Source organism: Marinactinospora endophytica (genome assembly GCF_054780875.1).
Window position 1 is genome coordinate 282,282 of record NZ_BAAGVM010000003.1, and the last position, 22,289, is coordinate 304,570.

Below are 22,289 nucleotides of genomic sequence, written 5' to 3' on the forward strand. Positions count from 1 at the left end.
CGCGGCGCCCCGACCCGCTCGCCGGCGGCGGGCTCGCGCGGCCTTCGGTCCTGAGCCGCGGGGTGGGAGGCGGGGTCTTCCAGGCGGACGCCGGCGCGCCCGCGCCATCGCGGCCGCTCGCGGAGGGCGTCCCTGGCGGGGGGCGGGCCGCCACCGCGTTCGCGCGGCGACCTCGGGGGAGAGCGGCGCGTTCCTGCGGTACAGGACCCGGGAGGGCCATGGGCGCGGAGGACTCGGGGCAACGGCGTGACGGTCGTGGCCGCGCGGCGCTCCTCGACGGCGGATGTTCCCGATAACGCCGGTGACCTGCGAGGTTGGCTCCCAGCGCATCGGGTATCGCCCGCTGTATGAGCACCGAGCAACCCGAACCGGACGAACGCCCTCGGATCGGGGTATCCAGTTGCCTATTGGGGGCGCCCGTCCGCTACAACGGGGGACACTCCCGACACCGATTCCTCACCGACGAACTCGACCGCCACGTCGTGTGGGTCCCGGTCTGTCCCGAGGCCGAGATCGGGCTGGGCACCCCACGCGAGACCCTCCGCCTCGACCGCTCCGCGGACCAGCGCACGCGCATCGTCACGGCCAGGACCGGGACCGACCACACCGACGCCATCGCCGCCGTCGCCGACCGGCACGAAGCCCAGCTTCGCCGCCTGGACGGCTACGTGCTGAAGAACCGGTCGCCGAGCTGCGGACTGTACGGCATGCCGGTGTTCGAGAACGGCCGGCGCGTCGACGGAAAGGGCCGCGGCGTGTTCGCCGAACGCCTGGTCGTCCAGCACCCGGGACTCCCCGTGGAGGAGCAGGGCCGCCTCTGCGACCCGGGCCTGCGCGAACACTGGGTGGAGAGGGTCTTCGCGCACGCCCGGCTGCGCGCGCTGTTCGAGTCCGACTGGCGTCCACGCGACCTTGTGGCCTTCCACGCCCGGCACAAGCTCCAACTCATGGCGCACGATCCCGAGGGGTACCGTCGTACCGGGCGGATCGTCGCCGCGGCCGGCCGAAACGATCCGGAGACGACCGAGGAGGACTACACCCGGGAGTTCCACACCACGATGGCCCGACGCGCCACCCCGGGGAAGCAGACCAACGCGCTCCAACACGCGTTCGGGATGATCAGCCCGCTCCTCGACGACGTGCGCCGCCACGACCTGCTGGCCACCGTGGACGCCTACCGGGCGGGACGGCTCCCCCTGAGCCTGCCGATCGCGCTGCTCCGCCACCACTGCACCGCCGAGCGGGTCGAGTGGGCGTGCGAGCAGACCTATCTGGCGCCGTTCCCCGAGGATCTGAGGTTGCGCAACACGGTCGGGGTCTGAGGGAAGGCGGGGATCAGGCCCGTCGCGCCGCCTCGGCCGCCGCCGACACCAGGGAGCGGCAGGCGGTGTCGGTCGGCTCGGGCAGGTCCGCCACCGGGAACCAGCCGAGGTCGTCGGACTCGTCCACGAGCCGGGACAGCGTGGCACCGGCGGGCGCGACCACCGCGTACTGCACGTCGAGGTGGACCGAACCACCGCCGCAGGGGACGGCGTGGCGGTCCAGGCGGATCGGGCCCGGCAACAGACGCAACCCCGGGATCCCGGACTCCTCGGTCGCCTCGCGCAGCGCGACGTCGGCCAGGGTGGCGTCGTCGGCCTCGCAGTGACCACCGAGCTGGAGCCACAGCCGGATGGAACGGTGCAGCGTGAGGACGGTGGCGGTACCCGAGGGATCGACGATCGCGGCGCTGGCGGTGAGGTGGCCGGGACGGCAGGAACGCCACATCGCGTCCTCGTGCCGGTCGAGGTGGGCGAGATAGTCGCGGCGCAGTTCCTCCTGCTCGGAGCTGGGCGCCTCCCACGACTCCAGGACGGCCCGCGCGTCGGCGAGCAGACCGCTCACTCGCGTTCCCCGTCGTCGCCGTCCTTGCCGTCCTCGTCGCCGGGCCGCTCCCGAGGGCCGGCCTCGGGGTCGGTGAGCTGGGACAGGTCGAACGGGTCGGAACCGGCCCGGCCGGAGACGAACGACTCGGGGTCGTCCAGGTCCGAGCCCGAGGGCATGAGGTCGGGGTGCTCCCACACCGCGTCGCGGCCCTCGACGCCCCGGGCCTCCTCCAGCGCCCGCCACAGCGCGGCGGCCTCGCGCAGTCGGCGCGGGCGCAGCTCCAGCCCCACCAGCGTCGCGAAGGTGTGCTCCGCCGGACCGCCCGAGGCGCGCCGACGGCGGATGGCCTCGGCCAGCGCAGCGGCCTGGGGCAGCCGCGTCGAGACCGCGGAGTCGACGACGACCGACACCCACCCCTCGACCAGCGCCAGTGTCGTCTCCAACCGGGCCAGCGACGCCTTCTGCTGCGGGGTGTCCTGCGGCTGGAACAGCCCCTCGCCCTCGGTGCCCGACAGCGCCTCCTGTAGCGCGTCGGGGTTGGAGATGTCGATGCGGCCGAGCTTCTCCTCCAGGCCGCTCATGTCGAACGACATACCGCGCGCGTACTCCTCGACCAGGCCGAAGACGTGCGAGCGCAGCCACGGGACGTGGCCGAACAGCCGGTGGTGGGCGACCTCGCGAGCCGCGAGGTAGAGACGCACCTCGTCCAGGGGGACGCCCAATCCCTCGCCGAAGGCCGAGACACCGGCCGGCAGCAGCGCCGCCCGGCCCTCGCCGGCCAGCGGAAGGCCGACGTCGGTGGACCCCACGACCTCGCGCGCGAGCTCGCCGATGGCCTGGCCGGCCTGCTGGCCGACCAGCATGCCGCCCATCTGGCGCACCATGCCCAGCAGCGGGCCGGCCATGCCCTGCATCTCCTCGGGGATGTTGTGCCCCATGGACTCCACGACGCGGGCGGTCAACGGGTCGCACAGCGTGGTCCAGGTCGACATGGTGCGCTCGATCCACTCCGACCGGCTCCACGCCTGGGCCGTGGTGACGCCGGAGGGCAGCACCGTGGACTCGTTCACCCACAGGTCGGCGAGCCGCAACGCCTCCTGGACGTGGGCGTACTCGGCGGCGCCGACGCTGGAGTCGCCGCGCTCGGAGACGACGTGCCGGGCGATGTTCTTGGCCATGTCCCAGTTGATGCCCGACGCCGAGGCGCCGGAGGAGGACTGGGCCGCCATCATGTCGGCGAACTGGCGCAGCATCTGGGCCATCTGCTGCGGGTCGCCCATGGGGAAGCCGGGCGGCATGTTGGGGAAGTCCCCGCCTGGGCCGCCGCTGCCGGACCCGCCGGATCCGCGTCCGGACTCGTCGTCGGGGTCGTTCGGCATGCTGAAACCGAAAGGATGGTCACTCACGATTAGACCTCAGGCAGGATAGGAACGTCTCCACTGTCACGTTAGCTGGGAGCCGCCCGGAGTGAGTACTCGATCTGGCCAGGTTCGCCCACAGCACAGCCGCGACACCGAAGGGCCGGTCGTCGCGGTCACGGGAGCGGCCAACGGCGTCGGGCGGATACTCGTGGAACGACTGTTGACCTCCAGAGGTTCCGGGGAGATCTCCGAGGTGGTCGCCATCGACGGGCGGTGGGGAGACACCGAAGGGGTCACCTGGCGCGTCGCCGACGTCTGCGACCCCCGGTTGGCCGCCCGGCTCCACGGCGTGGACGTCCTCGTGCACACCGCCGACGACCGTTCCCCCGAGACCCCCCAACGCGAGCGGCACGCCCACAACATCCGCGCCGCCCAGACCGTCCTCACCGCCGCGGCGGCCGAGCGCGTCTCCCGCGTGGTGCTGCTCACCGGGACGATGGTCTACGGCGCCGACCCGGCCAACCCGGTGCCCATGGACGAGGACGCGCCGCTCAGCCCGGCGAGCGGGCCCGGCCTGGCGGGTGACTTCACCGAGATCGAGGAGCTGGCCCGGCTGGCCCGGCGCGCCCATCCCGGCCTGTCCGTCACCGTCGTCCGCCCGGCCCCCCTCGTCGGCCCGGGGCTCGACACGTTGGTGACCCGCCACTTCGCGGCGCCCCGTCTCCTCGGGGTCAAGGGGTGCGAACAGGCCTGGCAGTTCTGCCATGTCGACGACCTCGCCGACGCGCTCGACTTCGTCGTGCGCAACGAGGTCACCGGGCCCGACGGGGCTCTCGCGGTGGGATGCGAGGGGGCGCTGTCCCACGACGTCGCCCAGGAGGTCGCCGGACTGCGCGGTTTCGAACTGCCCGCGCACCTGGCCTTCGGCACCGCGCGCCGGCTGCACCAGGTCGGGCTGACCCCCGAGGGGGTCGACGACCTGCGTTTCCTGGTCTACCCGTGCGTGGTCGACTGCGCCACGCTGCGCCGGGCGGGGTGGCGGCCGGCCTACGACAACGAGACCGCCCTGCGCGTCCTGTTGGAGGCGCGGGCCGGACACGCCCTGGTGGGACGCAACCTCGGCCGCAAGGAGGCCACGATCACGGCGGCCGGCGCGGCCGGCGCCGCGGTCGCGGCCATCGGCACCGCGGCCGCCGTACGCCATCTGCGCAAGCGCCGCCGGGGGTGAGGCCGGCCGGTGGCGCACCTGCCGGGCGGCGGTTCGGGAGAGGCGTCCCAGGGGCCGGTCGCGCGCCGCGCCCCGGACGTCGCTTCGTCCGTCCGTGATGCCCAGTTGATACCGTCGTGACCGTGGAACAGATCACGCTGTTGGGGCTGCGCGACACCCCCCTCTCCATCGACGAGGTCGTCTCCGCGGTCCAGGACGACCATGCCGGCGGGACCGCCTTCTTCGTCGGCACGGTCCGCGACCACGACCACGGACGCCAGGTGACCGATCTCTCCTACTCCGCCCACCCGACCGCCGAGGCGCAGATGCGCCGGGTGATGGAGAAGGTCGTGGCCGACACCTCGCGGGACGGACGTCCGGTGTGGCGGGTGGCGGCGCTGCACCGTGTCGGCGACCTGCGTGTCGGCGACATCGCGGTCGTCGTGGCCGCGGCGGCGGCCCACCGCGAGGAGGCGTTCGCGGCCTGCCGCCGGCTCATCGACGACATCAAGGCCGAGGTCCCCATCTGGAAGCACCAGACGTTCACCGACGGCGACGCCGAGTGGGTCGGCGCCTGCTGACCCAGCGGGACGGGAGCGGCGGAACGGGGCCACGGCGCGCCACGTAGGCTTGCCACCATGTTGCGTCGTGCCCGGACCCTCATCGTCGCGCTCCTGCTGTTGGTGGCACTCGCGGTCGGCGCGAGCCTCCTGCCGGTGCCCTACCTCGTCGCCTCCCCGGGGGTCGCCCTGAACACCCTCGGCGAGCACGAGGGCGAGGAGGTCATCCGGATCGAGGGGCGCCGAAGCTACGACCACGAGGGCGGCCTGGCCATGGTGACCGTGCAGTACGCGGGCGGGCCGGGCGCGCGCATGGACCTGTTCACCGCGCTGGGGGCGTGGCTGTCCCCGACCAACGCGGTGCTGCCGGAGGAGGCGGTCTTCCCGCCGGACCGCAGCCTCGACGAGATCACCGAGAGCCAGTCGATGCAGATGGACGACTCCCAGCAGGCCGCCGTGGCCGCCGCGCTCACCGAGCTGGGGATCGACTACGACACCAGCGCGATCGTCGCGGGGGTCAACGAGGGGGGACCGGCCGAAGGCCGGGTCGAGGTCGGTGACGTCATCGCGAAGGTGGACGGCGAACCCGTCTCCGACAAGGAGGAGGCCGTCGAGCTCGTCCGCGATCGCGAGGTGGGCGACGAGGTCGCGCTCACCGTCGAGCGGGACGGCCGTACCCGCGAGGTGACGGTGACCTCGACGGAGTCGGAGGAGGGCGAACCGCTCATCGGCGTCATGGTCGGCAACGACATGGACTTCCCCGTCGAGGTCGACATCAGCGTCGGCGACATCGGCGGGCCCAGCGCCGGCATGATGTTCGCGCTGGGCATCATGGACCGGCTCAGCCCCGAGGGGCTGACCGGCGGGCACGTCATCGCGGGCAGCGGCACGATCACCCCCGAGGGCGAGGTCGGCGGTGTGAGCGGCGTGCAGCAGAAGATGGTGAGCGCCCAGCGACAGGGCGCCGAGTACTTCTTCGTCGCGGCCGAGAGCTGCTCCCAGACGTTGGACTCCGCGGCGACCGGCGAGATCGAGGTCGTGCGGATCGAGCGGCTCTCCGAGGCGGTCGACGCGCTCGAGGCCATCCGCACCGGCGAAGGGCTCCAGGACCTGCCCCGCTGCGAGTGACCCCGGACGGCCCCGCCTCCCCGGGAAGCGGGAGGCGGGGACGGGGCCGGTCTCATTCCTCCAGGGTGAGGGCGAGCGCCGAGGTCAGCGCCGGGACCAGGTCCTGGCCGTTGAGAACCTGGTCGGGACTGTCGTGGCTGCGCATGCGCAGCGCCGAGTGGCGGCTGCCGTCACGCAGCACGCCGGCGACCATGCGGATCTCCTCGCTGCCCGGCTGTTCGGCGGCCCAGGCCGCGGCATCGGCGCCACGGGGCGGATCGAGGGTCTCGTCCGAGCCCTTCACGACCAGGCGCTCCATGACCAGCGCGCAGCCGGCGACGGCCTCGGGCCAGGCCATGCGGCCCAGGGCCTCCTCGATGGGCACCCCCTCGGGGAGGGGCTCCTGCTCGATGGGGGTCAGGTCGGCGGCGTCCACGGGCTCACTGACGCCCAAGAGGCCGGCCAGGTGCGGCTCCTGGGCGATCAGGTCGGCGGTGGGCACCAGCGCGTAGACACGTACCGGCTGGTCCCACCCCTGGTCCGCGGCGTGCCGCTCCAGGTCCAAGACGACTTCGCGAATGTTGAAAGACACCCCTCTATGGTGGCCGATCGTCCGCGCGGTTTCGCTGGCCCCGGCGAGTAAGGTCAAAGTGGCGGCAGCGGCGATCGGATCGATGCGGGTTCGAGACCTCGTAACGGGGGGTTCACGGGAACCCCGAGCGGTCGTGGCGAGTTGCCAAGGCGGGGACATCCCCGTGTTCCGACACCCGACCCGACAACAGCCATGAACGAGGGGGAGGCGTGAGCTTCCGACCGCCCGGCGCACCGAATGCGCGCATGCCCCGTCGATCTCGACTTCTCGCGCCCGTCGCGGCAGCCGTGGTCGTCATCGTCGCGGGCATCATGCTGGCCGCGAACTTCTGGACCGACTACAAGTGGTTCGACTCGGTCGGCTACACCTCGGTCTTCTTGACCGAACTCCGTACCAGGGCGCTGTTGTTCCTCGGTGGGGCCCTGGTGATGGCCCTGATCGTCGGGTCCAGCATCTACTTCGCCTACCGAACCCGTCCCGCCTACCGTCCGTTCAGCCTCGAACAGCAGGGCCTGGACCGTTACCGGGCCTCGGTCGACCCCCACCGCAAGATGTTCTTCTGGGCGATCGTCGGCGGTCTGGGCCTGCTCACGGGGGCCTCGGCGAGCGCGGAGTGGCAGACCTACCTGGAGTTCGCCAACGCCGCCGAGTTCGGGGTCAGCGACCCGCAGTTCGGCATCGACGTCTCGTTCTTCACGTTCGTCTACCCGTTCCTGCGGGTGATCCTGGGCTACCTGTTCGCCGCGGTCGTCATCGCCTTCATCGCGGCGGTGGTCGTCCACTACCTGTACGGCGGGGTCCGCCTGCAGTCGCAGGGACAGCGCGCCACCCCGGCCGCGCGGGTCCACCTGTCGGTGCTGCTCGGCTTCTTCGTGCTGCTCAAGGCCGCCGCCTACTGGCTGGACCAGTACGGCCTGGTGTTCTCCGAGCGCGGTTACACCAGCGGCGCGTCCTACACCGACGTCAACGCGGTGCTCTACGCCAAGATCATCCTGTTCATCATCGCGCTGGTGTGCGCCGCCCTGTTCTTCGCCAACATCTACTTCAAGAACGCCATGGTGCCGATGGTCAGCCTCGGCCTGCTGGTGCTCTCGGCGGTCCTGGTCGGCGGCGTCTACCCCACCATCGTCCAGCAGTTCACCGTCGACCCCAACGAGCAGCGTCTGGAGCGGCCCTACATCCAGCGCAACATCGACGCCACCCGGGCCGCCTACGGTCTCGGTGACGCCGAGGTCCAGACCTACGACGCGCAGACCGAACTGACCCCGGCGCAGCTCGCCGAGGAGGCCTCGACCATCCCCAGCGTCCGCCTGGTCGACCCCTCGGTGGTCTCCCAGACCTTCCAGCAGATGCAGCAGGTGCGCGGGTTCTACCAGTTCTCCGAGGTGCTGGACGTCGACCGCTACCAGACCCCCGAGGGCGACACCGTCGACACGGTCATCGCCGCCCGCGAGCTGAGCGGCCCGCCCGAGGACCAGGACAACTGGCTGACCCGCCACCTCGTCTACACCCACGGCTTCGGCATCGTCGCGGCGGCCGGCAACCAGGTCGACGCCGAGGGTCGCCCGGTGTTCACCGAGTACAACATCCCGCCGAAGGGCGAGCTGTCGGAGACGGCCGGCGCCTATGAGCCGCGCATCTACTTCGGCAGCGAGGGCGCCGAGTACGTCATCGTCAACGCCGAGCCCGAGTACGACTACCCGCTCGACGCGACGACCGAGGAGGTCCCCACCACCGAGGACGCGGTGACCCCCACGGCCGAGCCCTCGCCCGAGGCCGACAACGCCCAGGCGCCGGCCAGCACCGAGGAGTCCCCCGCGGCCGAGGAGAGCCCGGCTGCGCAGGAGAGTCCCGAGGCGCAGGAGAGCCCGGCGCCCGAGGAGTCCCCCGCGGCCGGCGAGGCCAACGACTCCGGCCAGGCCACCAACCACTACGACGGCGAGGGGGGTGTCCAGCTCAGCAACTTCTTCGACCGCATCCTGTACGCGGTGAAGTACCAGGAGCCGGCCATCCTGCTCAACAACGCCATCAACAGCGACTCGCAGATCATCTACGAGCGCGACCCGGCCCAGCGGGTGGAGAAGGTCGCCCCCTTCCTCACGGTCGACGGCAACCCCTACCCCGCGGTGGTCGACGGCAAGATCGTCTGGGTCATCGACGCCTACACCACCTCGCGCGGCTACCCCTACGCCACGCCGATCGACCTGGCCGACGCCACCGAGGACACCTTCACCCAGAGCACCACCTCGGTCGACACCCTGCCGGGCAACCAGGTCAACTACATCCGCAACTCGGTGAAGGCCACCGTCGACGCCTACGACGGCACGGTCACGGTCTACGGCTGGGACGAGAGCGACCCGGTGCTGAAGACCTGGTCGCAGGCGTTCCCCGACCTGGTCACCGAGCGCGATGAGATCAGCGACGAGCTCATCTCGCACATGCGCTACCCCGACGACCTCTACAAGGTGCAGCGCGAGATCCTCAAGCGCTACCACGTCACCGACGCCAACGCGTTCTACGGCGGTCAGGACTTCTGGAACGTCCCCGACGACCCCACCAAGGAGGGCGACAGCCCCGAGCCGCCCTACCGTCAGACGCTGCGCTTCCCCGGTGACGAGCAGGCGAGCTTCTCGCTGACCTCCACCTTCGTGCCGCGGGGACGTGAGAACCTGGCCGCCTTCATGGCGGTGGACAGCGATCCCACGTCGGACAACTACGGCAAGGTGCGCATCCTGGAGCTGCCGCGCAGCACCGTGATCCTCGGTCCGGGACAGGTGCAGGCCCAATACGAGGCCGACGCCGACGTCCGTAGCGTGCTGCTGCCCCTGGAACAGAGCGACTCCTCGCGGGTCATCTACGGCAACCTGCTCACGCTGCCCTTCGCCGGCGGTCTGCTCTACGTCGAGCCGCTGTACGTCCAGTCGGAGAGCAGCGCGTCCTCCTACCCGCTGCTCCAGCAGGTCCTCGTGGGCTTCGGCGAGGAGGTCGCGATCGGCCGCAACCTCCAAGACGCCCTGAACAACCTGTTCGAGGGCGGGGAGCAGCCGCTGCCCGAGGAGGGGACCGAGGAGCAGCCCGAGTCCGGTGGCGAGGGCGGCGACCCGCCCGCCGGCGATCTCGCCGCCGCGCTCCAGGACGCCACGCAGGCCTACGAGGACGGGCAGGAGGCCCTTCGCGACGGTGACTTCGCGGCCTACGGCGAGGCCAACGAGCGCCTGGAGGAGGCGCTGCGTCGCGCCGAGGAGGCCGGCGGGTCCTGACCCGGGTCCGGTCTCCCGGTGGGGTCGTCGTCCGCGCGCCGCGCGGGTGGCGGCCCCACCGCCGTTGTGGCCGGGGCAAACGATTTGGCCTGTTCCGCCGACTGCGCTACTGTGGTGGAACACCGACGCGGGGTGGAGCAGTTCGGTAGCTCGCTGGGCTCATAACCCAGAGGTCGCAGGTTCAAATCCTGTCCCCGCTACCACGTGGTACGGCCCGGATCTCATCGAGATCCGGGCCGTCGCCGTTCCGGGACCCTCCCGGCACCACCGGACCGCCCGGTCGAGGCGATCGCGCGGTCCATCCCGTGGCGAGGGGCGGCGCTGCCCACCGCGCGGCCGTCCGGCGGTCTCCGCGGGTTCGGTCGGCGCTCGCCCGCCCGTCAATCCGAGTTGGTACTGGGCCGTCTTCGCGATAGTGTGGGGACACATCGACGCGGGGTGGAGCAGTTCGGTAGCTCGCTGGGCTCATAACCCAGAGGTCGCAGGTTCAAATCCTGTCCCCGCTACCACGTGGCGCGGCCCGGATCTCATCGAGATCCGGGCCGTCGCAGTTCCGGGGCCGGCTACACCAGCAGCCAGAGCAGGCCCGCCATCGCGAAGCCCACCACCGACAGGATGGTCTCCAAGACGGTCCAGGTCTTCAGGGTGTCCTTGACACTCATGTTGAAGTACTTGGCGATGATCCAGAAGCCGCCGTCGTTGACGTGGCTGGCGATGATCGAGCCGGCCGCGATCGCGACCGCGAGCAGGGCCAGCTGGACCTGGCTGTAGTCGCCGCCCGCGACCAGCGGGCTGACGATACCGCCGGTCGTCACGATCGCCACGGTCGCCGACCCCTGGGCGATCCGCAGACCACAGCTGATGACGTAGGCCAGCACGATCAGCGGCAGGCCGGCCCCCGACAGCGTCTCGGCCAGGGCGCTTCCCACCCCCGTCGCCGAGATGACCTTGCCGAAGAACGCGCCGGCGCCCACCACGAGCAGGATCATGCCGACCGGCCGCAGCGACGCGCCGGTCAGCTCGCTGAACTCGGCGACGGTCATGCCTCGGCGGACCCCCAGCAGGTAGAACGCCAACAGCACCGCGATGGTCAGCGCCACCGCCGGGTTGCCGAGGAAGGTCAGGATCTGGAGGGCGGTGCCGCCCTCGGGCAGCATGATCGTCCCGAAGGTCGCGCCCAGGATGAGCAGCAGCGGGATCGCGATCACCAGGGCCACGGTCGCCAGGGACACCGGGGAACGCGGACCGTCCTCGGCCGCGTCGCCGTCGGAGCCGGCCGCGAGGAAGTCGTCGGGGATGCTCACCGGCACGCGCGGCGCGATCCACAACGGCCAGGCGATGCCCGCCGCGACGAAGGCCGGGATGCCGCAGACGAAGCCCATGACGATGAGCCAGCCCAGTCCCACGCCGAGCAGGCCGGCGGCGGCGGTGGGGCCCGGGTGCGGCGGCAGGAAGGCGTGTGTCATGGACAGCCCCGCCAACAGGGGCAGCGCGTACAGCACCAGCGACCGTCCGCCCCGTTTCGCGGCCACGTAGACCAGGGGCGCGAGCACGAAGATGCCGATGTCGAAGAAGACGGGGATGCCGAAGATCAGGCCGGCCAGGCCCATGGCGACCGGTGCGCCCTTGGGGCCGAACAGCTTCAGCAACCGGCGGGTGAGCACGTCGGCGCCCCCGGAGCGTTCCAGGATGGCGCCCAGGACCGTGCCCAGGCCGATGATCGGCGCGATGTGTCCCAGGATCCCGCCGAAGCCGGTCTCAAGGAGCGATTCGCTGCTGCTCAGCGCGGTGCCGACGATCTCGTTCACTCCGAGACCGGCCGCCAGGGCGAGGAACAGGCCGCTGATCAGCAGGGAGACGAACGGCTCCAGCTTGATCTTGATGATGAGGAACAACAGGACCGCGATGGCGGCGGCGCACAGGAGCAGCAGCCCCGGCGTCGTGCCGTGCAGCCAGCTGAGGAGAGCGGTCATGGGTCGGGTGTCTCCGATGGGGAGGTGGTGAGGAGCGCCCCGCCCGCGGCGCGGGCGGGGCGGGGAGCCGGGGCCGCCGGGAAGGCGGGCCCCGGGAGAGGCCCGGAGCGGGCCGCCGGCGCGCGTGGGAGGCGCCGCCGGTGGTAGGTGGTGGCAGACCCGGGAACGGGCTCAGAGGGCGCGGGTGCCCTCCGCGGTCCGGCGCAGCGCCCGGCCGGGCAGCGCCTCGGTGCGCTCCCCCTCCTCGACGACGGCGACGCCGTTGACGAAGACGTAGGGGATGCCGGTGGCGGGCCGGCGCGGTGCATCGAAGGTCGCCTCGTCGCGAACGGTGTCGGGGTCGAACAGGACGAGGTCGGCGTGGTTGCCGACGCGGACGACGCCGCGGTCGCGCAGCCCCAACCGGGCGGCGGCGCGACCGGTCAGGTGGTGGACGCACTCCTCCAGGCCGAGGATCCCCAGCTCGCGCACGTAACGCGCCAGGTAGCGGGGGAAGGTCCCCCAGGCGCGCGGGTGGGGCAGGTCGCCGACGAGGATCCCGTCGGAGCCGCCCGTGTGCGCACGGTGGCGCATGATGGTCTGCACGTTCTCCTCGTGGCCGACGTGCTGGAGGATCGTCGTCGCCAGGTTGTCGGCGATGAGGTGGTCGAAGTAGAACTCGGTGGGGTCGCTGCCGCTCTCGCGGGCCAGCTCGGCGATGGTCCGCCCGACCCGGTCGCCCAGCTCCGGGTTGCGCACACCGCTGATCTGGATCGTGTTCCAGTCCACGACGACCCCGTGGCAGCCGTCGGTCCCCTCGTGCTCCATCTCGTGGCGGATGCGGGCGCGGTCCTGTGGTGTGGCCAGCCGGCGCAGCAGTTCGCCCGGCCCGCCGGAGAAGGCCCAGCTCGGCAGGATCGCGGCGAGCGTCGTCGAACCGGGGAGGTAGGGGTAGGTGTCCAGGGAGATGTCCACACCCTCGTCCAGTGCCGCGTCCAGCAGCTCCAGCAGCTCCCCCGCGCGGCCGCGGTTGGGTTCGAAGTTCATCGTGGCGTGGGCGAGGTGCAACGAGCAGCCGGAACGTCGCGCCACGTCGATCATCTCGGCGTAGGCGTCGAGCGCGCCGGCGCCGTAGGAGCGGTGGTGCGGCGCGTAGAAACCGCCCCATTCGGCGACGGCGCGGCACAGTTCGGTCAGCTCGCCGTCGTCGGCGTACATGCCCGGCGTGTAGGTGAGCCCGCTCGACATGCCGACCGCGCCCTCGCGCATGCCGGTGGCGACGATCTCGCGCATCCGGGCCACCTCCTCGGCGGTCGCCGGACGCGCGTCCGGGCCGACCACCAGCATGCGCACGGTCCCCTGGGGGACGAGGTAGCAGGCGTTGCAGGCGATGCCCTGGTCGAGCCGGTCGAGGTAGCCGGCGACCGTGCGCCAGGAGAAGTCGAAGTCGTCGGGTTCGCCGTTCCAGCCGGCGATCTGCTGCCGGATGGCCGGCAAGGCGGTGTCGTCGATCGGGGCGAAGGACAGTCCGTCCTGGCCCAGGACCTCACAGGTCACGCCCTGGGTGACCTTCGCGGTGTGGTCGGGGTTGGCCAGGATCTGGAGGTCGGAGTGGGCGTGCATGTCGATGAACCCGGGGCTCAGGGCCAGCCCGTCGGCGTCGATCACCCGCCGCGCCGGTCCACGATGGCCGGGGGAGACGGGGTGGATGCCGGTGATCCGGCCGTTGTCGATCTCGACGTCGGCGGGGTAGCCGGGGGCCCCGGTCCCGTCGATGACCGTCGCGTTGGTGATGAGGATGTCCATGGCCGCCTCCAGAGGGCGAGGGCGTCGGGTGACCGTCCCCGGCCCAAGAGGAGTGGGGCCGGGGACGGCGGCTAGAAGAAGGTGCGCACGAGCCCCACGACGAGCGGGTCCGCGGAGTCGGCGTCGTCGACGACGGGGATGAGCCCCCACTTGTCGAAGGCGGTGCAGGGGTGGGACAGGCCCAGGCGAAGCTCGTCACCGATCCGGACGGGCGGAGCGGAGCGGTCGGACCAGCGCAGGAAACCGTGCTGGTCGTTGACCGCGGTGACGGACAGGCCCTCGGGGGCGGGGAGGAGACCCCCGTCCCGGTGGATGTAGTGCACCTCGGGGAGCCCCTCGTCGAAGGGCACGTCCCGCTTCCCGGCGTCGAACAGGGCGAGGCCCGGCTCGGGGAGGGAGGAGACGCGGGCCCAGCCGTGCATCGCGGAGCGCAGGGTGGCGTCGCCCGTCCGCCGGAACGGGGTCATCGTCCGGTAGAAGCCGTCGTCGTGGGCGATGTAGGCGCCCGAGCGCAGGACCACCCGCGCGGGTTCGCCGGTCCGGCCCTGCGGGTCGTGGAGCGGGGCCAGGACCTCGGTGACGAGGTCGAAGTAGGAGCTGCCGCCCGCGGTGAGCACGGGAACGGCGTCCTCGGGGTAGTGTCCGGCGGCGCGGATGCGGTGGTGGGCGGTCGCGAGCGTGCCGAGGTAGTCGCGCACGCGCTCCAGGTCCTCGGGGGCCGTGCCGTGGGCGAGCGCGCCCTCGTAGCCGCTGACCCCGGCGAGGGAGAGCACGGGGGAGGCGGCGATGGCCGCGGCGATGTCCAGCGCCTCCTCCAGGGTACGGGCCCCGGTACGGCCTCCGGTTCCGCCGACCTCGACGAGGACCGGCAGCGGCCGTGGAACCTGCTCCATGGCCAGCGCGGCACTCATCAGCTCGACGATGCGGACGGAATCGGCCCAGGTGAGGACGGTGAAATCGGGGTCGGCGGCGAGTTCGGCGGCGAGCCAGCGCAGCGTCAGCGGGGACAGCACCGCGTTGGCGACCTGCACGCGGGACACCCCGAAGGAGCGGGCGACGAACAGCTGCGCCCCGTTGGCGACGGTGATCGCCCAGGCCCCGGCCGCGAGCTGGCGTTGCCACAGTTCGGGGGCCATCGTGGTCTTGCCGTGGGGGGCGAGGTCCACGCCGCGCTCGTGACACCAGGAGGCCATGGTGGCGATGTTGTGCTCCAGCGCCGCCTCCGACAGGGTGAGCAGCGGTGTCGGCAGGTGCGACCGGCGCGGTCGGGTGGCCAGGTACTCCTGGACGGTCAGCCCCCAGGCGGCGGGCGGCAGGCCCTTGTCGTGGGGGCCGAGGACCCGCGTGGAAAGGGCCGCGACGGTGTCGTCGCGCAGGTGGGCGGAGGGAGTGATCGGCATGCTCGGCCTTTCTCCTGGGCCGGCTCGTCAGGTTGGGCCGGACCGAGCGGCTGCGATGAGGCGGACGCACTGGAGTGCGTTGCAACATATGCAACGTGCATTGCATATGATGTTGAACTCGTTCTAGCATGGGCGAAATGCCGAGTCAACGGCGAACGGCGGACGAAAAACGGGTGACATCCGCCCCTGCCTCTCCGGGTCGGAGCCGATGTCACCGTGGAAAGGGAAGAACGCGATGAGCGGCAAGGAAGCGATCCGGACCGAGGCGGCCCCCGCGCCGGCGCACACCTTCTCCCAGGGGGTTCGCAAGGGCCCGATCCTCCAGGTCTCCGGCCAGGGGCCGGTCGACCCGGTCACCAACGCCTACGTCCACCCCGGTGACGTCAAGGCCCAGACGCTGCGCACCCTGGAGAACATCGCCGCGATCCTGGAGGCCGGCGGGGCCTCGCTGAACGACGTCGTCATGTTCCGCGTCTACCTGACCGAGCGGGCCCACTTCGGCGAGATGAACGAGGCCTACGGGGAGTTCGTCTCCTCGCGCGTCACCGACGGGGTGCTGCCCTCGCGCACGACCGTCTTCACCGGGCTGCCCCGCGAGGAGATGCTCGTCGAGATCGACGCGCTGGCCGTCGTCGACTAGCGGCCGGCCGCGGGGCCGGACGCCTCCGTCCGGCCCCGCGCCCTATCGTCGATTTGGTCGGGGGACGATGACGCGCTACTGTGGTGGAACACCGACGCGGGGTGGAGCAGTTCGGTAGCTCGCTGGGCTCATAACCCAGAGGTCGCAGGTTCAAATCCTGTCCCCGCTACCACGAACGAGGGCCCGGGACTCATCGAGTCCCGGGCCCTCGTCTCTGTCCGCGCCCCCCCGATGAGCGCGACGCCCCTGGGTGGGGCGCCGCTTGAGCGACGGGGCCGCCTCAGGCCACCTGGAAGCCGTCGCAGGAGACGAAGGCCTCCTCCTCGGCCGTCCACACCACGGTGTACACGCCGGAGGCGGGGGTCTCAGGGGCGGATTCGAAGTCCGCGGGGAAGGCCACCTCGGCCCAGTCGGTCCCGGTGGTCTGGGTCTGGGCGCGGTAGGTGTCTCCCGAAGGGGCCACCACCAGGGCGGTCAACAGACGCTCACCGGTCCCCTCGGCGTCACGCAGCCGAAGGTTCGCGGGCGCCTCGGAGACCTCCGTGCGCGGGGCCGCGGTCTCCCACGCGCCAGGGGCGGCGCTGTTCTTACGGGGTTCGCAGCTCATCGTCTCGGCGTTGAACCGCAGCGTCTCGTCCGCGGGTTCGGGTGAGACGGAGGCGGAGGAACTGGGCGCGATCATCGCCTCCAGTTCCTCGGTCGTCGGATTGTCGGCGTTCGCGCAGCCAGTCAGCAGCAGCACGCCGGCGGCGAGCGGTAGAAGGCGCGCCAGATGTGAGGAAGAGGGGAGGGCAGGCACGAGCGGCAGATTACTACGCGCTCGCCCCTCGACCGACCCGAACCGGGACGGAGCCGCCGAAGGCACACGGGTCCGTCCCGGTTCGGGCGCCCCTCAGAGCAGGCGTACCGGTGTGGGGCCGCCGTTGAGGTGGGTGAGCGCCGCGTCGTGCAGGGCGCCGTTGCTGCACACCAGGGCGCCGCCATCGGTGAAGTCCCGGCCGCGCAGATCGGTGGCGCGCCCTCCGGCCTCCTCCAGGATCACGGGCAGCGGCGCGGCGTCCCACAGCGACAGCTCCGGTTCGGCGGAGATGTCGACCACCCCCTCGGCCACCATCACGTGCGACCAGAAGTCGCCGTAGGCGCGCGTACGCCACACCGAGCGGGTCAGGCCGAGGAAGGACTCCAGGCGCTGCTGCTCCTCCCATCCCGTCAGCGACGAGTAGGACAGGGACGCGTCCTCGATCCGCGCCACCTGCGAGACGCGGCAGCGTGTCGCCTTGGCCAGGCTGCGCCCGCTCCAGGCCCCGCCGTCCCGGGCCGCCCACCAGCGGCGGTTCAACGCCGGCGCCGACACCAGCCCGACGACCGGGCGGTCCCCTTCCAACAGCGCGATGAGGGTGGCCCACACCGGGACACCGCGCACGTAGTTCTTCGTGCCATCGATCGGGTCGATCACCCAGCAGCGGGACGCCGATCCGGTACGGCCGTACTCCTCACCGACCACCGCGTCCCTTGGCCGGGCCCGCGACAGCACGCCGCGCAGCGCCTCCTCCACCGAGCGGTCGGCCTCGGTCACCGGGGTGAGGTCGGGTTTGGTGTCCACCTTGAGGTCGAGGGAACGGAAGTGCTTCAAAGAGATGTCGTCGGCCGCGTCAGCGAGGACGTGGGCGAGACGCAGGTCATCGTCAAAGGCCGCCATGGCCGGTAACGCTACCGTTCCCCGCGGCCGCGTGTCCGCAGGTCCGCGTGGGCGGGATCGAACCGGTCGCCTCCCGTGGCCGTCCGAGGCCGTGAACCGGCCGGGGCGGCGCCACGCCGCGGGCGGTGTTCCGCTTCGCGGCCCGCGTTGAGGAGACTGGGGAGCCGTGAACGAGATCATGGAGGACCCCTCCCCCCTCACCGAGCCGCCGGCGTTCCTGTTCGACCTCGACGGGACCCTCATCGACAGCGTCTACCAGCACGTCATCGCCTGGCGCAACGCCCTGGCGGAGATGGAGATCGACCTGGCGGTGTGGCGCATCCACCGCAGGATCGGCATGAGCGGAGGACTGTTCGTCTCGGCGCTGATACGCGAGACCGGCGTCGACCTCACCGCGGAGCAGGCCGAGCGGCTCCAGAAGGCGCACGCGCGCGAATACCTGCGCCAGCACGGGTCGGTGCGTCCGCTGCCCGGCGCGGCCGACCTGCTGGCCACGCTCTCCGAACGCGGCATCAGGTGGGCGATCGCCACCAGCGGACGCCGCGCGACCGCGGGGCGCGCCCTCGGCCTGCTCGGACTGCCCGAGGACACCCCCATGGTCACCCGCGATCTCGTCCGCCACGCCAAACCGGACCCCGACCTGTTCCTCGCCGCCGCGCGCCGGCTGGGCGTGCACCCCTCGGCGACGATGGTCGTCGGCGACAGCGTGTGGGACCTGCTGGCCGCGCGGCGGGCCGGCGCGTTGGGGGTGGGCCTGATGTCGGGAGGGTACGGGCGCGAGGAGCTGGAGCGCGCCGGCGCCTACCGGGTGTACCGCGACCCCTTGGACATGCTGGAACACCTCGACGAGCTCGGCGTGCGCGGCGGCGCCGTCATCGATCCCTGACGGCGCCGCCGCCGATCCGCGCGCCGTCCCCACCCCGGTTCCACCGGACCGGACCGCGGCACCCGATGCCGGGGGAGGGGCCGGGAACGGCGTGACGTATTCTGGTGGATCATGTCCGGTCCCACCGCTGATCTGCGCATGGTCCTGATCTCCATGTCGCTGACGAGTACCGACGACGCGCTGTGTCGTCCCTTCGGCCTTGGCGAACGCTGAAGCGTAGCCGCCCTCCTCAGCGAAAACCGGCTTGTGGAGGGCCGCCGTCGCGGCCCTCCGCCTCTCCTTGGAGATCCATCCGTGACCACCTCGGCCACTCCTCCGCTCTCGCCTGCCCCGGAACGGGACCGATCGCCCGTCTCCCGTCTCCTCTTCCACAACGTCTTGTCCGTCCCGCCGCCCGCGGCCCCGGGGCTCGACCCCGTTCGACGTCTCCCCCTGGCCGTGGTGCTGGTGGGGCTGGCCGCGCTCACCGCCTACGTGTGGACGGCCTATGGCACCCGTCAGGGACTGCTCCTGCTCCTCGGCGGGGGCCTGGGTGTCGCCCTCTTCCACGCCAGGTTCGGTTTCACCTCGGCCTGGCGGCAGTTCATCGCCGTGGGCAACGGAACCGGTCTGCGCGCCCACGCCCTCCTGCTGGGCACCACCGCGACCCTGTTCGCCCTGATCATCGGCACCGGGACCGGTCTGTTCGGTGCCCAGCCCACCCCGTCGGCGGGCCCGCTGGGCGTCGCGCTGCTGCTCGGCGGGCTTCTCTTCGGCATCGGCATGCAGCTCGGGGGAGCCTGCGCCTCGGGAACGCTCTACGTCGTCGGGTCGGGACAGACCTCGGTGCTGCCGACGCTGCTCGGCTTCATCGTCGGCTCGGTGATCTACAGCCGCATGTGGGAGTCGGTCAACGACCTGCCGGCCCTGCCGCCCTTCCTGATCTCCGACCACATCGGCTGGTTCGGCTCCTGGGCGGTGACCATCGCCGCGTTGCTCGTGGTCGTCCTCCTCACCCGACTGGTGCAAAGGCGGCGCACCCCGCCGCCCGTCGCCCCGGTGCCCACCACCACCGGCCCGGCCCGGATCCTGCGGGGCTCCTGGCCCCTGCTGGCCGGCGCGGTCGTGCTCGCCCTGCTGGGCGCCGGCGTGCTCCTGGTGTCCGGCGGCGCGTGGGGGGTGACCAGCGCGTTCAACCTGTGGGGCGCCAAGTTCCTCCAGCTGCTCGGCGCCGAACCGCAGAACTGGGCGTTCTGGCAGCAGCCGGCGCAGGCCCAGCAGCTCGCCGGCCCGATCCTGGCGGACAAGACGAGCCTCACCGACATCGGCATCATCCTCGGCGCGGCGGTCGCCGCCGCGGCGGCCGGCTCGTGGCGGCTGTACAGCCGCGTCCCGTGGAACGTCGTGGCCGCGGGCCTGGTGGGCGGTGTCCTGATGGGCATCGGCGCCCGGCTCGCGGGCGGCTGCAACATCGGCGCCTACCTGGCCGGCATCGCCTCGGGGAGCCTGCACGGCTGGCTGTGGGCGGTGGTCGCCCTCCTCGGCACCTGGATCGGGCTCAAGGCCCGCCTGCTCTTCGGGCTGTCCAACCCCAAGCCGGGCGACGGCGCCTGCTGACCCGCTGTCCCCTCCGGCCCGCCGGCGTGTGGCGGCCGGAGGGGGTGTCGCCCCGGACCGTTCAGGAGCGGGCCCGGCCCGCGCCGTCGGCCGCGGCGTCCTCGCCCTCGCGGCCGGCCAGCAGGCGGCGCAGCGAGACGACCCGCGCCGCCTCGACCCGCCCCTCGTCGACCCAGGCGTCCAGCGCGCACCCGTCGCCCAGATGGGTACAGCCCGGCGGGCACTCGTCGACGGCGTCGGCGAGGTCGGGGAAGCCGGCCACCACGTCGTCGGGTTCGACGTGGGCCAGGCCGAAGCTGCGCACCCCCGGGGTGTCGATGATCCAGCCCCCCTCGATCGGCAGCGCGACCGCCGACGTCGAGGTGTGCCGGCCCCGGCCGGTCACCGGGTTGACGTGGCCCACCGCCCGGTCGGCCTCGGGGACCAGCAGGTTCACCAACGTCGACTTGCCCACGCCGGAGGAGCCGATCAGCACGCTGATCCGGCCGCGCAGGTGGTCGAGCAGGGGGGACAGGTCGCCGTCGCGCCGCGTCACCACGTGGGGGAGGTCCAGCGCCGAGTAGAGCGCCAGCAGCTCGTCGGGGTCGGCCAGGTCGGCCTTGGTCAGGCACAACAGCGGCTCCAACCCGGCGTCATAGGCGGCGACCAGGCAGCGGTCGATGAAACGGGGCTGGGGGTCGGGGTCGGCCAGCGCGCAGACGATCACCAACCGGTCGGCGTTGGCCACGATGACGCGCTCGACCGGATCGGTGTCGTCGGCGGTGCGCCGCAGCACCGAGGAACGCTCCTCGACGCGCACCACGCGCGCCAGGGTGTCGGGCCGGCCCGACAGGTCGCCGACCAGGGCCACCCGGTCTCCCACGACGATGGAGCCCCGGCCCAACTCGCGCGCCTTCATGGCGACGACCGAGCGGCCGTTGACCAGGCAGCGGTAGCGCCCCCGGTCGACCGCGGTCACGAACCCCTCTTGGGCGTCCTCGTGCCGGGGACGCTTGCGGGTGCGTGGACGCGAACCGCCGCGCGCCCGCACCCGGATGTCGTCCTCGTCGAGGTCGGGCCTGCCCCGTCCGGACCCCGCCCTCACGCCACCACCCGCGACCACAGCTCGGGGAAGTCGGGCAGCGTCTTGCCGGTGGTGGCGATGTCCTCCACCTCCACCCCGGGCACCGCGAGCCCGATGACGGCGCCGGAGGTGGCCATCCGGTGGTCGTCGTAGCTGGCGAACACCCCGCCGCGCAGGGGCCGCGGCCGGATGACCAGGCCGTCGGCGAGCTCCTCGGCGTCGCCGCCCAGCGCGTTGATCTCGCGTACGAGGGCGGCGATCCGGTCGGTCTCGTGTCGGCGCAGGTGGGAGATCCCGGTGAGGCGCGACGGCGTGTCGGCCAGGGCGGCCACCGCGGCGATCGTCGGGGTGAGCTCGCCCACGGCGCGAAGGTCGGCGTCGATGCCCCGGATCCGCCCGGTGCCGCGCAGGGTGAGCCCGTCGGCCTCCAGCGTCACCTCGCCGCCCATCGAGGCGAACAGGTCGCGTAGGGCGTCACCGGGCTGTGTGGTGTGCCGCGGCCAGTCGCGTACCGTCACCCGGCCACCGGTGACCAACGCGGCGGCGAGGAAGGGGGCGGCGTTGGAAAGGTCCGGTTCGACCACGAACTCGTCGGCCTTGATCGGACCGGGGGCCACCCGCCAGGTGTCGGGCCGGGAGGTGTCGACCCGCACGCCGGCGGCCCGCAACATCTCCACGGTCATGTCCAGGTGGGGGCGCGACGGCAACGGGCCGCCCTCGTGCCGGACCTCGACCCCCTCGGCGAAGCGGGGACCGCTGAGCAGCAGGGCCGAGACGAACTGCGAGGAGCCCGAGGCGTCCAGAGTGACCGAGCCGCCGCGAAGCCGCCCCCGCCCGCGGATGACGAGCGGCAGGGCGCCGCGGCCGCCGTCGTCGATGTCGGCCCCCAACGAGCGCAGCGCCTCGAGCAACGGGCCGACCGGCCGCTCCCGCGCGCGGGGGTCGCCGTCGAAGGAGACGTCGCCGTCGGCCAGGGCGGCCAGCGGCGGGACGAACCGCATGACCGTGCCGGCGTTGCCGACGTCCACCGAGGCGGGACCGCGGGGCGGGGCCGGGGTGACCGCCCAGTCGGCGCCCGACTCGACCACGCCGATCCCCAGCGACCGGAGCGCCGCGGCCATGAGCTCGGTGTCGCGGCTGCGGAGCGGCCGGCGCACCACCCCGGGGGTCTCCGACAGCGCCGCCAGGACGAGCGCGCGGTTGGTCATGGACTTGGAACCGGGCAGGCTCACCGTGGCGTCCACGGGGCCGGCGGCGGTGGGCGCGGGCCAAAGCGGTGCGGAGTTGGGCATGG

Annotated in this window: 18 protein-coding genes and 3 tRNA genes; 11 read left to right on the top strand and 10 right to left on the bottom strand. The window is 72.3% G+C overall.

All coding sequences use genetic code 11. The features are described 5' to 3' along the window. The first annotated feature begins 347 nt into the window (after positions 1–347). Complete coding sequence (locus ACYVHU_RS07890) at positions 348–1,322, top strand: YbgA family protein (RefSeq protein WP_078762638.1); 975 nt, start codon at positions 348–350, stop codon at positions 1,320–1,322. Between the two features lie 13 nt (positions 1,323–1,335). Here ACYVHU_RS07890 and ACYVHU_RS07895 read toward each other — a convergent pair whose 3' ends face one another. Beyond that, entirely contained in the window at positions 1,336–1,884 is a 549-nt protein-coding gene (locus tag ACYVHU_RS07895; protein ID WP_200813678.1) for an NUDIX hydrolase, read from the bottom strand. Next, positions 1,881–3,272: a zinc-dependent metalloprotease gene (locus tag ACYVHU_RS07900; protein WP_078762639.1), complete on the bottom strand. Its 1,392-nt coding sequence runs from the start codon at positions 3,270–3,272 to the stop codon at positions 1,881–1,883. Before ACYVHU_RS07900 ends, ACYVHU_RS07895 begins: the two co-directional genes overlap by 4 nt. 61 nt (positions 3,273–3,333) lie before the next feature. Between ACYVHU_RS07900 and ACYVHU_RS07905 the strand changes: the two genes are divergently transcribed. The 3 genes from ACYVHU_RS07905 (at position 3,334) to ACYVHU_RS07915 (ending at position 6,122) form a co-directional block, all read left to right on the top strand. After that, positions 3,334–4,455, top strand: coding sequence for an NAD-dependent epimerase/dehydratase family protein (locus ACYVHU_RS07905; protein WP_078762640.1), 1,122 nt, complete (start codon positions 3,334–3,336; stop codon positions 4,453–4,455). 122 nt (positions 4,456–4,577) lie between these two features. Beyond that, positions 4,578–5,015, top strand: coding sequence for a molybdenum cofactor biosynthesis protein MoaE (locus tag ACYVHU_RS07910; protein WP_078762820.1), 438 nt, complete (start codon positions 4,578–4,580; stop codon positions 5,013–5,015). A 57-nt stretch (positions 5,016–5,072) separates the two neighbouring features. Further along, positions 5,073–6,122, top strand: coding sequence for a YlbL family protein (locus tag ACYVHU_RS07915; protein WP_078762641.1), 1,050 nt, complete (start codon positions 5,073–5,075; stop codon positions 6,120–6,122). Positions 6,123–6,174: 52 nt separating this feature from the next. Here the strand turns inward: ACYVHU_RS07915 and ACYVHU_RS07920 are convergent, their stop codons facing one another. Continuing rightward, on the bottom strand, positions 6,175–6,693 hold the full coding sequence (locus ACYVHU_RS07920) for a PPA1309 family protein (RefSeq protein ID WP_235001041.1): 519 nt from the start codon (positions 6,691–6,693) through the stop codon (positions 6,175–6,177). A gap of 245 nt (positions 6,694–6,938) precedes the next feature. Between ACYVHU_RS07920 and ACYVHU_RS07925 the strand changes: the two genes are divergently transcribed. The 3 genes from ACYVHU_RS07925 to ACYVHU_RS07935 all read left to right on the top strand — a co-directional run bounded on the left by ACYVHU_RS07925 (position 6,939) and on the right by ACYVHU_RS07935 (position 10,462). Beyond that, positions 6,939–9,953 carry a UPF0182 family protein gene (locus ACYVHU_RS07925; RefSeq protein WP_078762643.1) on the top strand — a complete coding sequence of 1,005 codons (3,015 nt, stop codon included), beginning with the start codon at positions 6,939–6,941 and terminating at the stop codon, positions 9,951–9,953. A gap of 126 nt (positions 9,954–10,079) precedes the next feature. After that, a tRNA-Met gene (locus ACYVHU_RS07930) sits at positions 10,080–10,156 on the top strand. Between the two features lie 229 nt (positions 10,157–10,385). Continuing rightward, positions 10,386–10,462, top strand: a tRNA-Met gene (locus ACYVHU_RS07935). Between the two features lie 54 nt (positions 10,463–10,516). Here the strand turns inward: ACYVHU_RS07935 and ACYVHU_RS07940 are convergent. From ACYVHU_RS07940 to ACYVHU_RS07950, 3 genes are all read right to left on the bottom strand, one after another. Next, the gene (locus tag ACYVHU_RS07940) at positions 10,517–11,926 is read right to left on the bottom strand and encodes a GntP family permease (RefSeq protein ID WP_078762644.1); all 1,410 of its coding nucleotides are present in this window, start codon (positions 11,924–11,926) and stop codon (positions 10,517–10,519) included. Positions 11,927–12,097: 171 nt separating this feature from the next. Further along, positions 12,098–13,711, bottom strand: a complete 1,614-nt coding sequence (locus ACYVHU_RS07945) for an N-acyl-D-amino-acid deacylase family protein (RefSeq protein ID WP_078762645.1) — start codon at positions 13,709–13,711, stop codon at positions 12,098–12,100. A gap of 71 nt (positions 13,712–13,782) precedes the next feature. After that, the gene (locus tag ACYVHU_RS07950) at positions 13,783–15,111 is read right to left on the bottom strand and encodes an alanine racemase (RefSeq protein WP_078762646.1); all 1,329 of its coding nucleotides are present in this window, start codon (positions 15,109–15,111) and stop codon (positions 13,783–13,785) included. 235 nt (positions 15,112–15,346) lie between these two features. On the opposite strand from ACYVHU_RS07950, the gene ACYVHU_RS07955 reads away from it, so the two are divergent. Next, positions 15,347–15,751: a RidA family protein gene (locus tag ACYVHU_RS07955; protein WP_078762647.1), complete on the top strand. Its 405-nt coding sequence runs from the start codon at positions 15,347–15,349 to the stop codon at positions 15,749–15,751. Positions 15,752–15,846: 95 nt separating this feature from the next. Beyond that, positions 15,847–15,923 (top strand) — tRNA-Met (locus tag ACYVHU_RS07960). Positions 15,924–16,031: 108 nt separating this feature from the next. Here ACYVHU_RS07960 and ACYVHU_RS07965 read toward each other — a convergent pair. Next, positions 16,032–16,550, bottom strand: coding sequence for a copper resistance protein CopC (locus ACYVHU_RS07965; RefSeq protein WP_235001042.1), 519 nt, complete (start codon positions 16,548–16,550; stop codon positions 16,032–16,034). A 93-nt stretch (positions 16,551–16,643) separates the two neighbouring features. Then, entirely contained in the window at positions 16,644–17,450 is an 807-nt protein-coding gene (gene hisN / locus ACYVHU_RS07970) for a histidinol-phosphatase (protein ID WP_078762648.1), read from the bottom strand. 178 nt (positions 17,451–17,628) lie between these two features. Here hisN and ACYVHU_RS07975 point away from each other — a divergent pair, with 178 nt between their 5' ends. After that, positions 17,629–18,336: an HAD family hydrolase gene (locus ACYVHU_RS07975; RefSeq protein WP_078762822.1), complete on the top strand. Its 708-nt coding sequence runs from the start codon at positions 17,629–17,631 to the stop codon at positions 18,334–18,336. A 294-nt stretch (positions 18,337–18,630) separates the two neighbouring features. Further along, complete coding sequence (locus ACYVHU_RS07980) at positions 18,631–19,932, top strand: YeeE/YedE family protein (RefSeq protein WP_498947995.1); 1,302 nt, start codon at positions 18,631–18,633, stop codon at positions 19,930–19,932. A 61-nt stretch (positions 19,933–19,993) separates the two neighbouring features. Here the strand turns inward: ACYVHU_RS07980 and rsgA are convergent, their stop codons facing one another. Next, positions 19,994–21,016 (bottom strand): ribosome small subunit-dependent GTPase A, encoded by a 1,023-nt coding sequence (rsgA, locus tag ACYVHU_RS07985; protein ID WP_498947996.1) that lies wholly within the window; start codon positions 21,014–21,016, stop codon positions 19,994–19,996. Next, on the bottom strand, positions 21,013–22,287 hold the full coding sequence (aroA, locus tag ACYVHU_RS07990; protein WP_078762650.1) for a 3-phosphoshikimate 1-carboxyvinyltransferase: 1,275 nt from the start codon (positions 22,285–22,287) through the stop codon (positions 21,013–21,015). Before aroA ends, rsgA begins: the two co-directional genes overlap by 4 nt. Between the last annotated feature and the right edge of the window lie 2 nt (positions 22,288–22,289).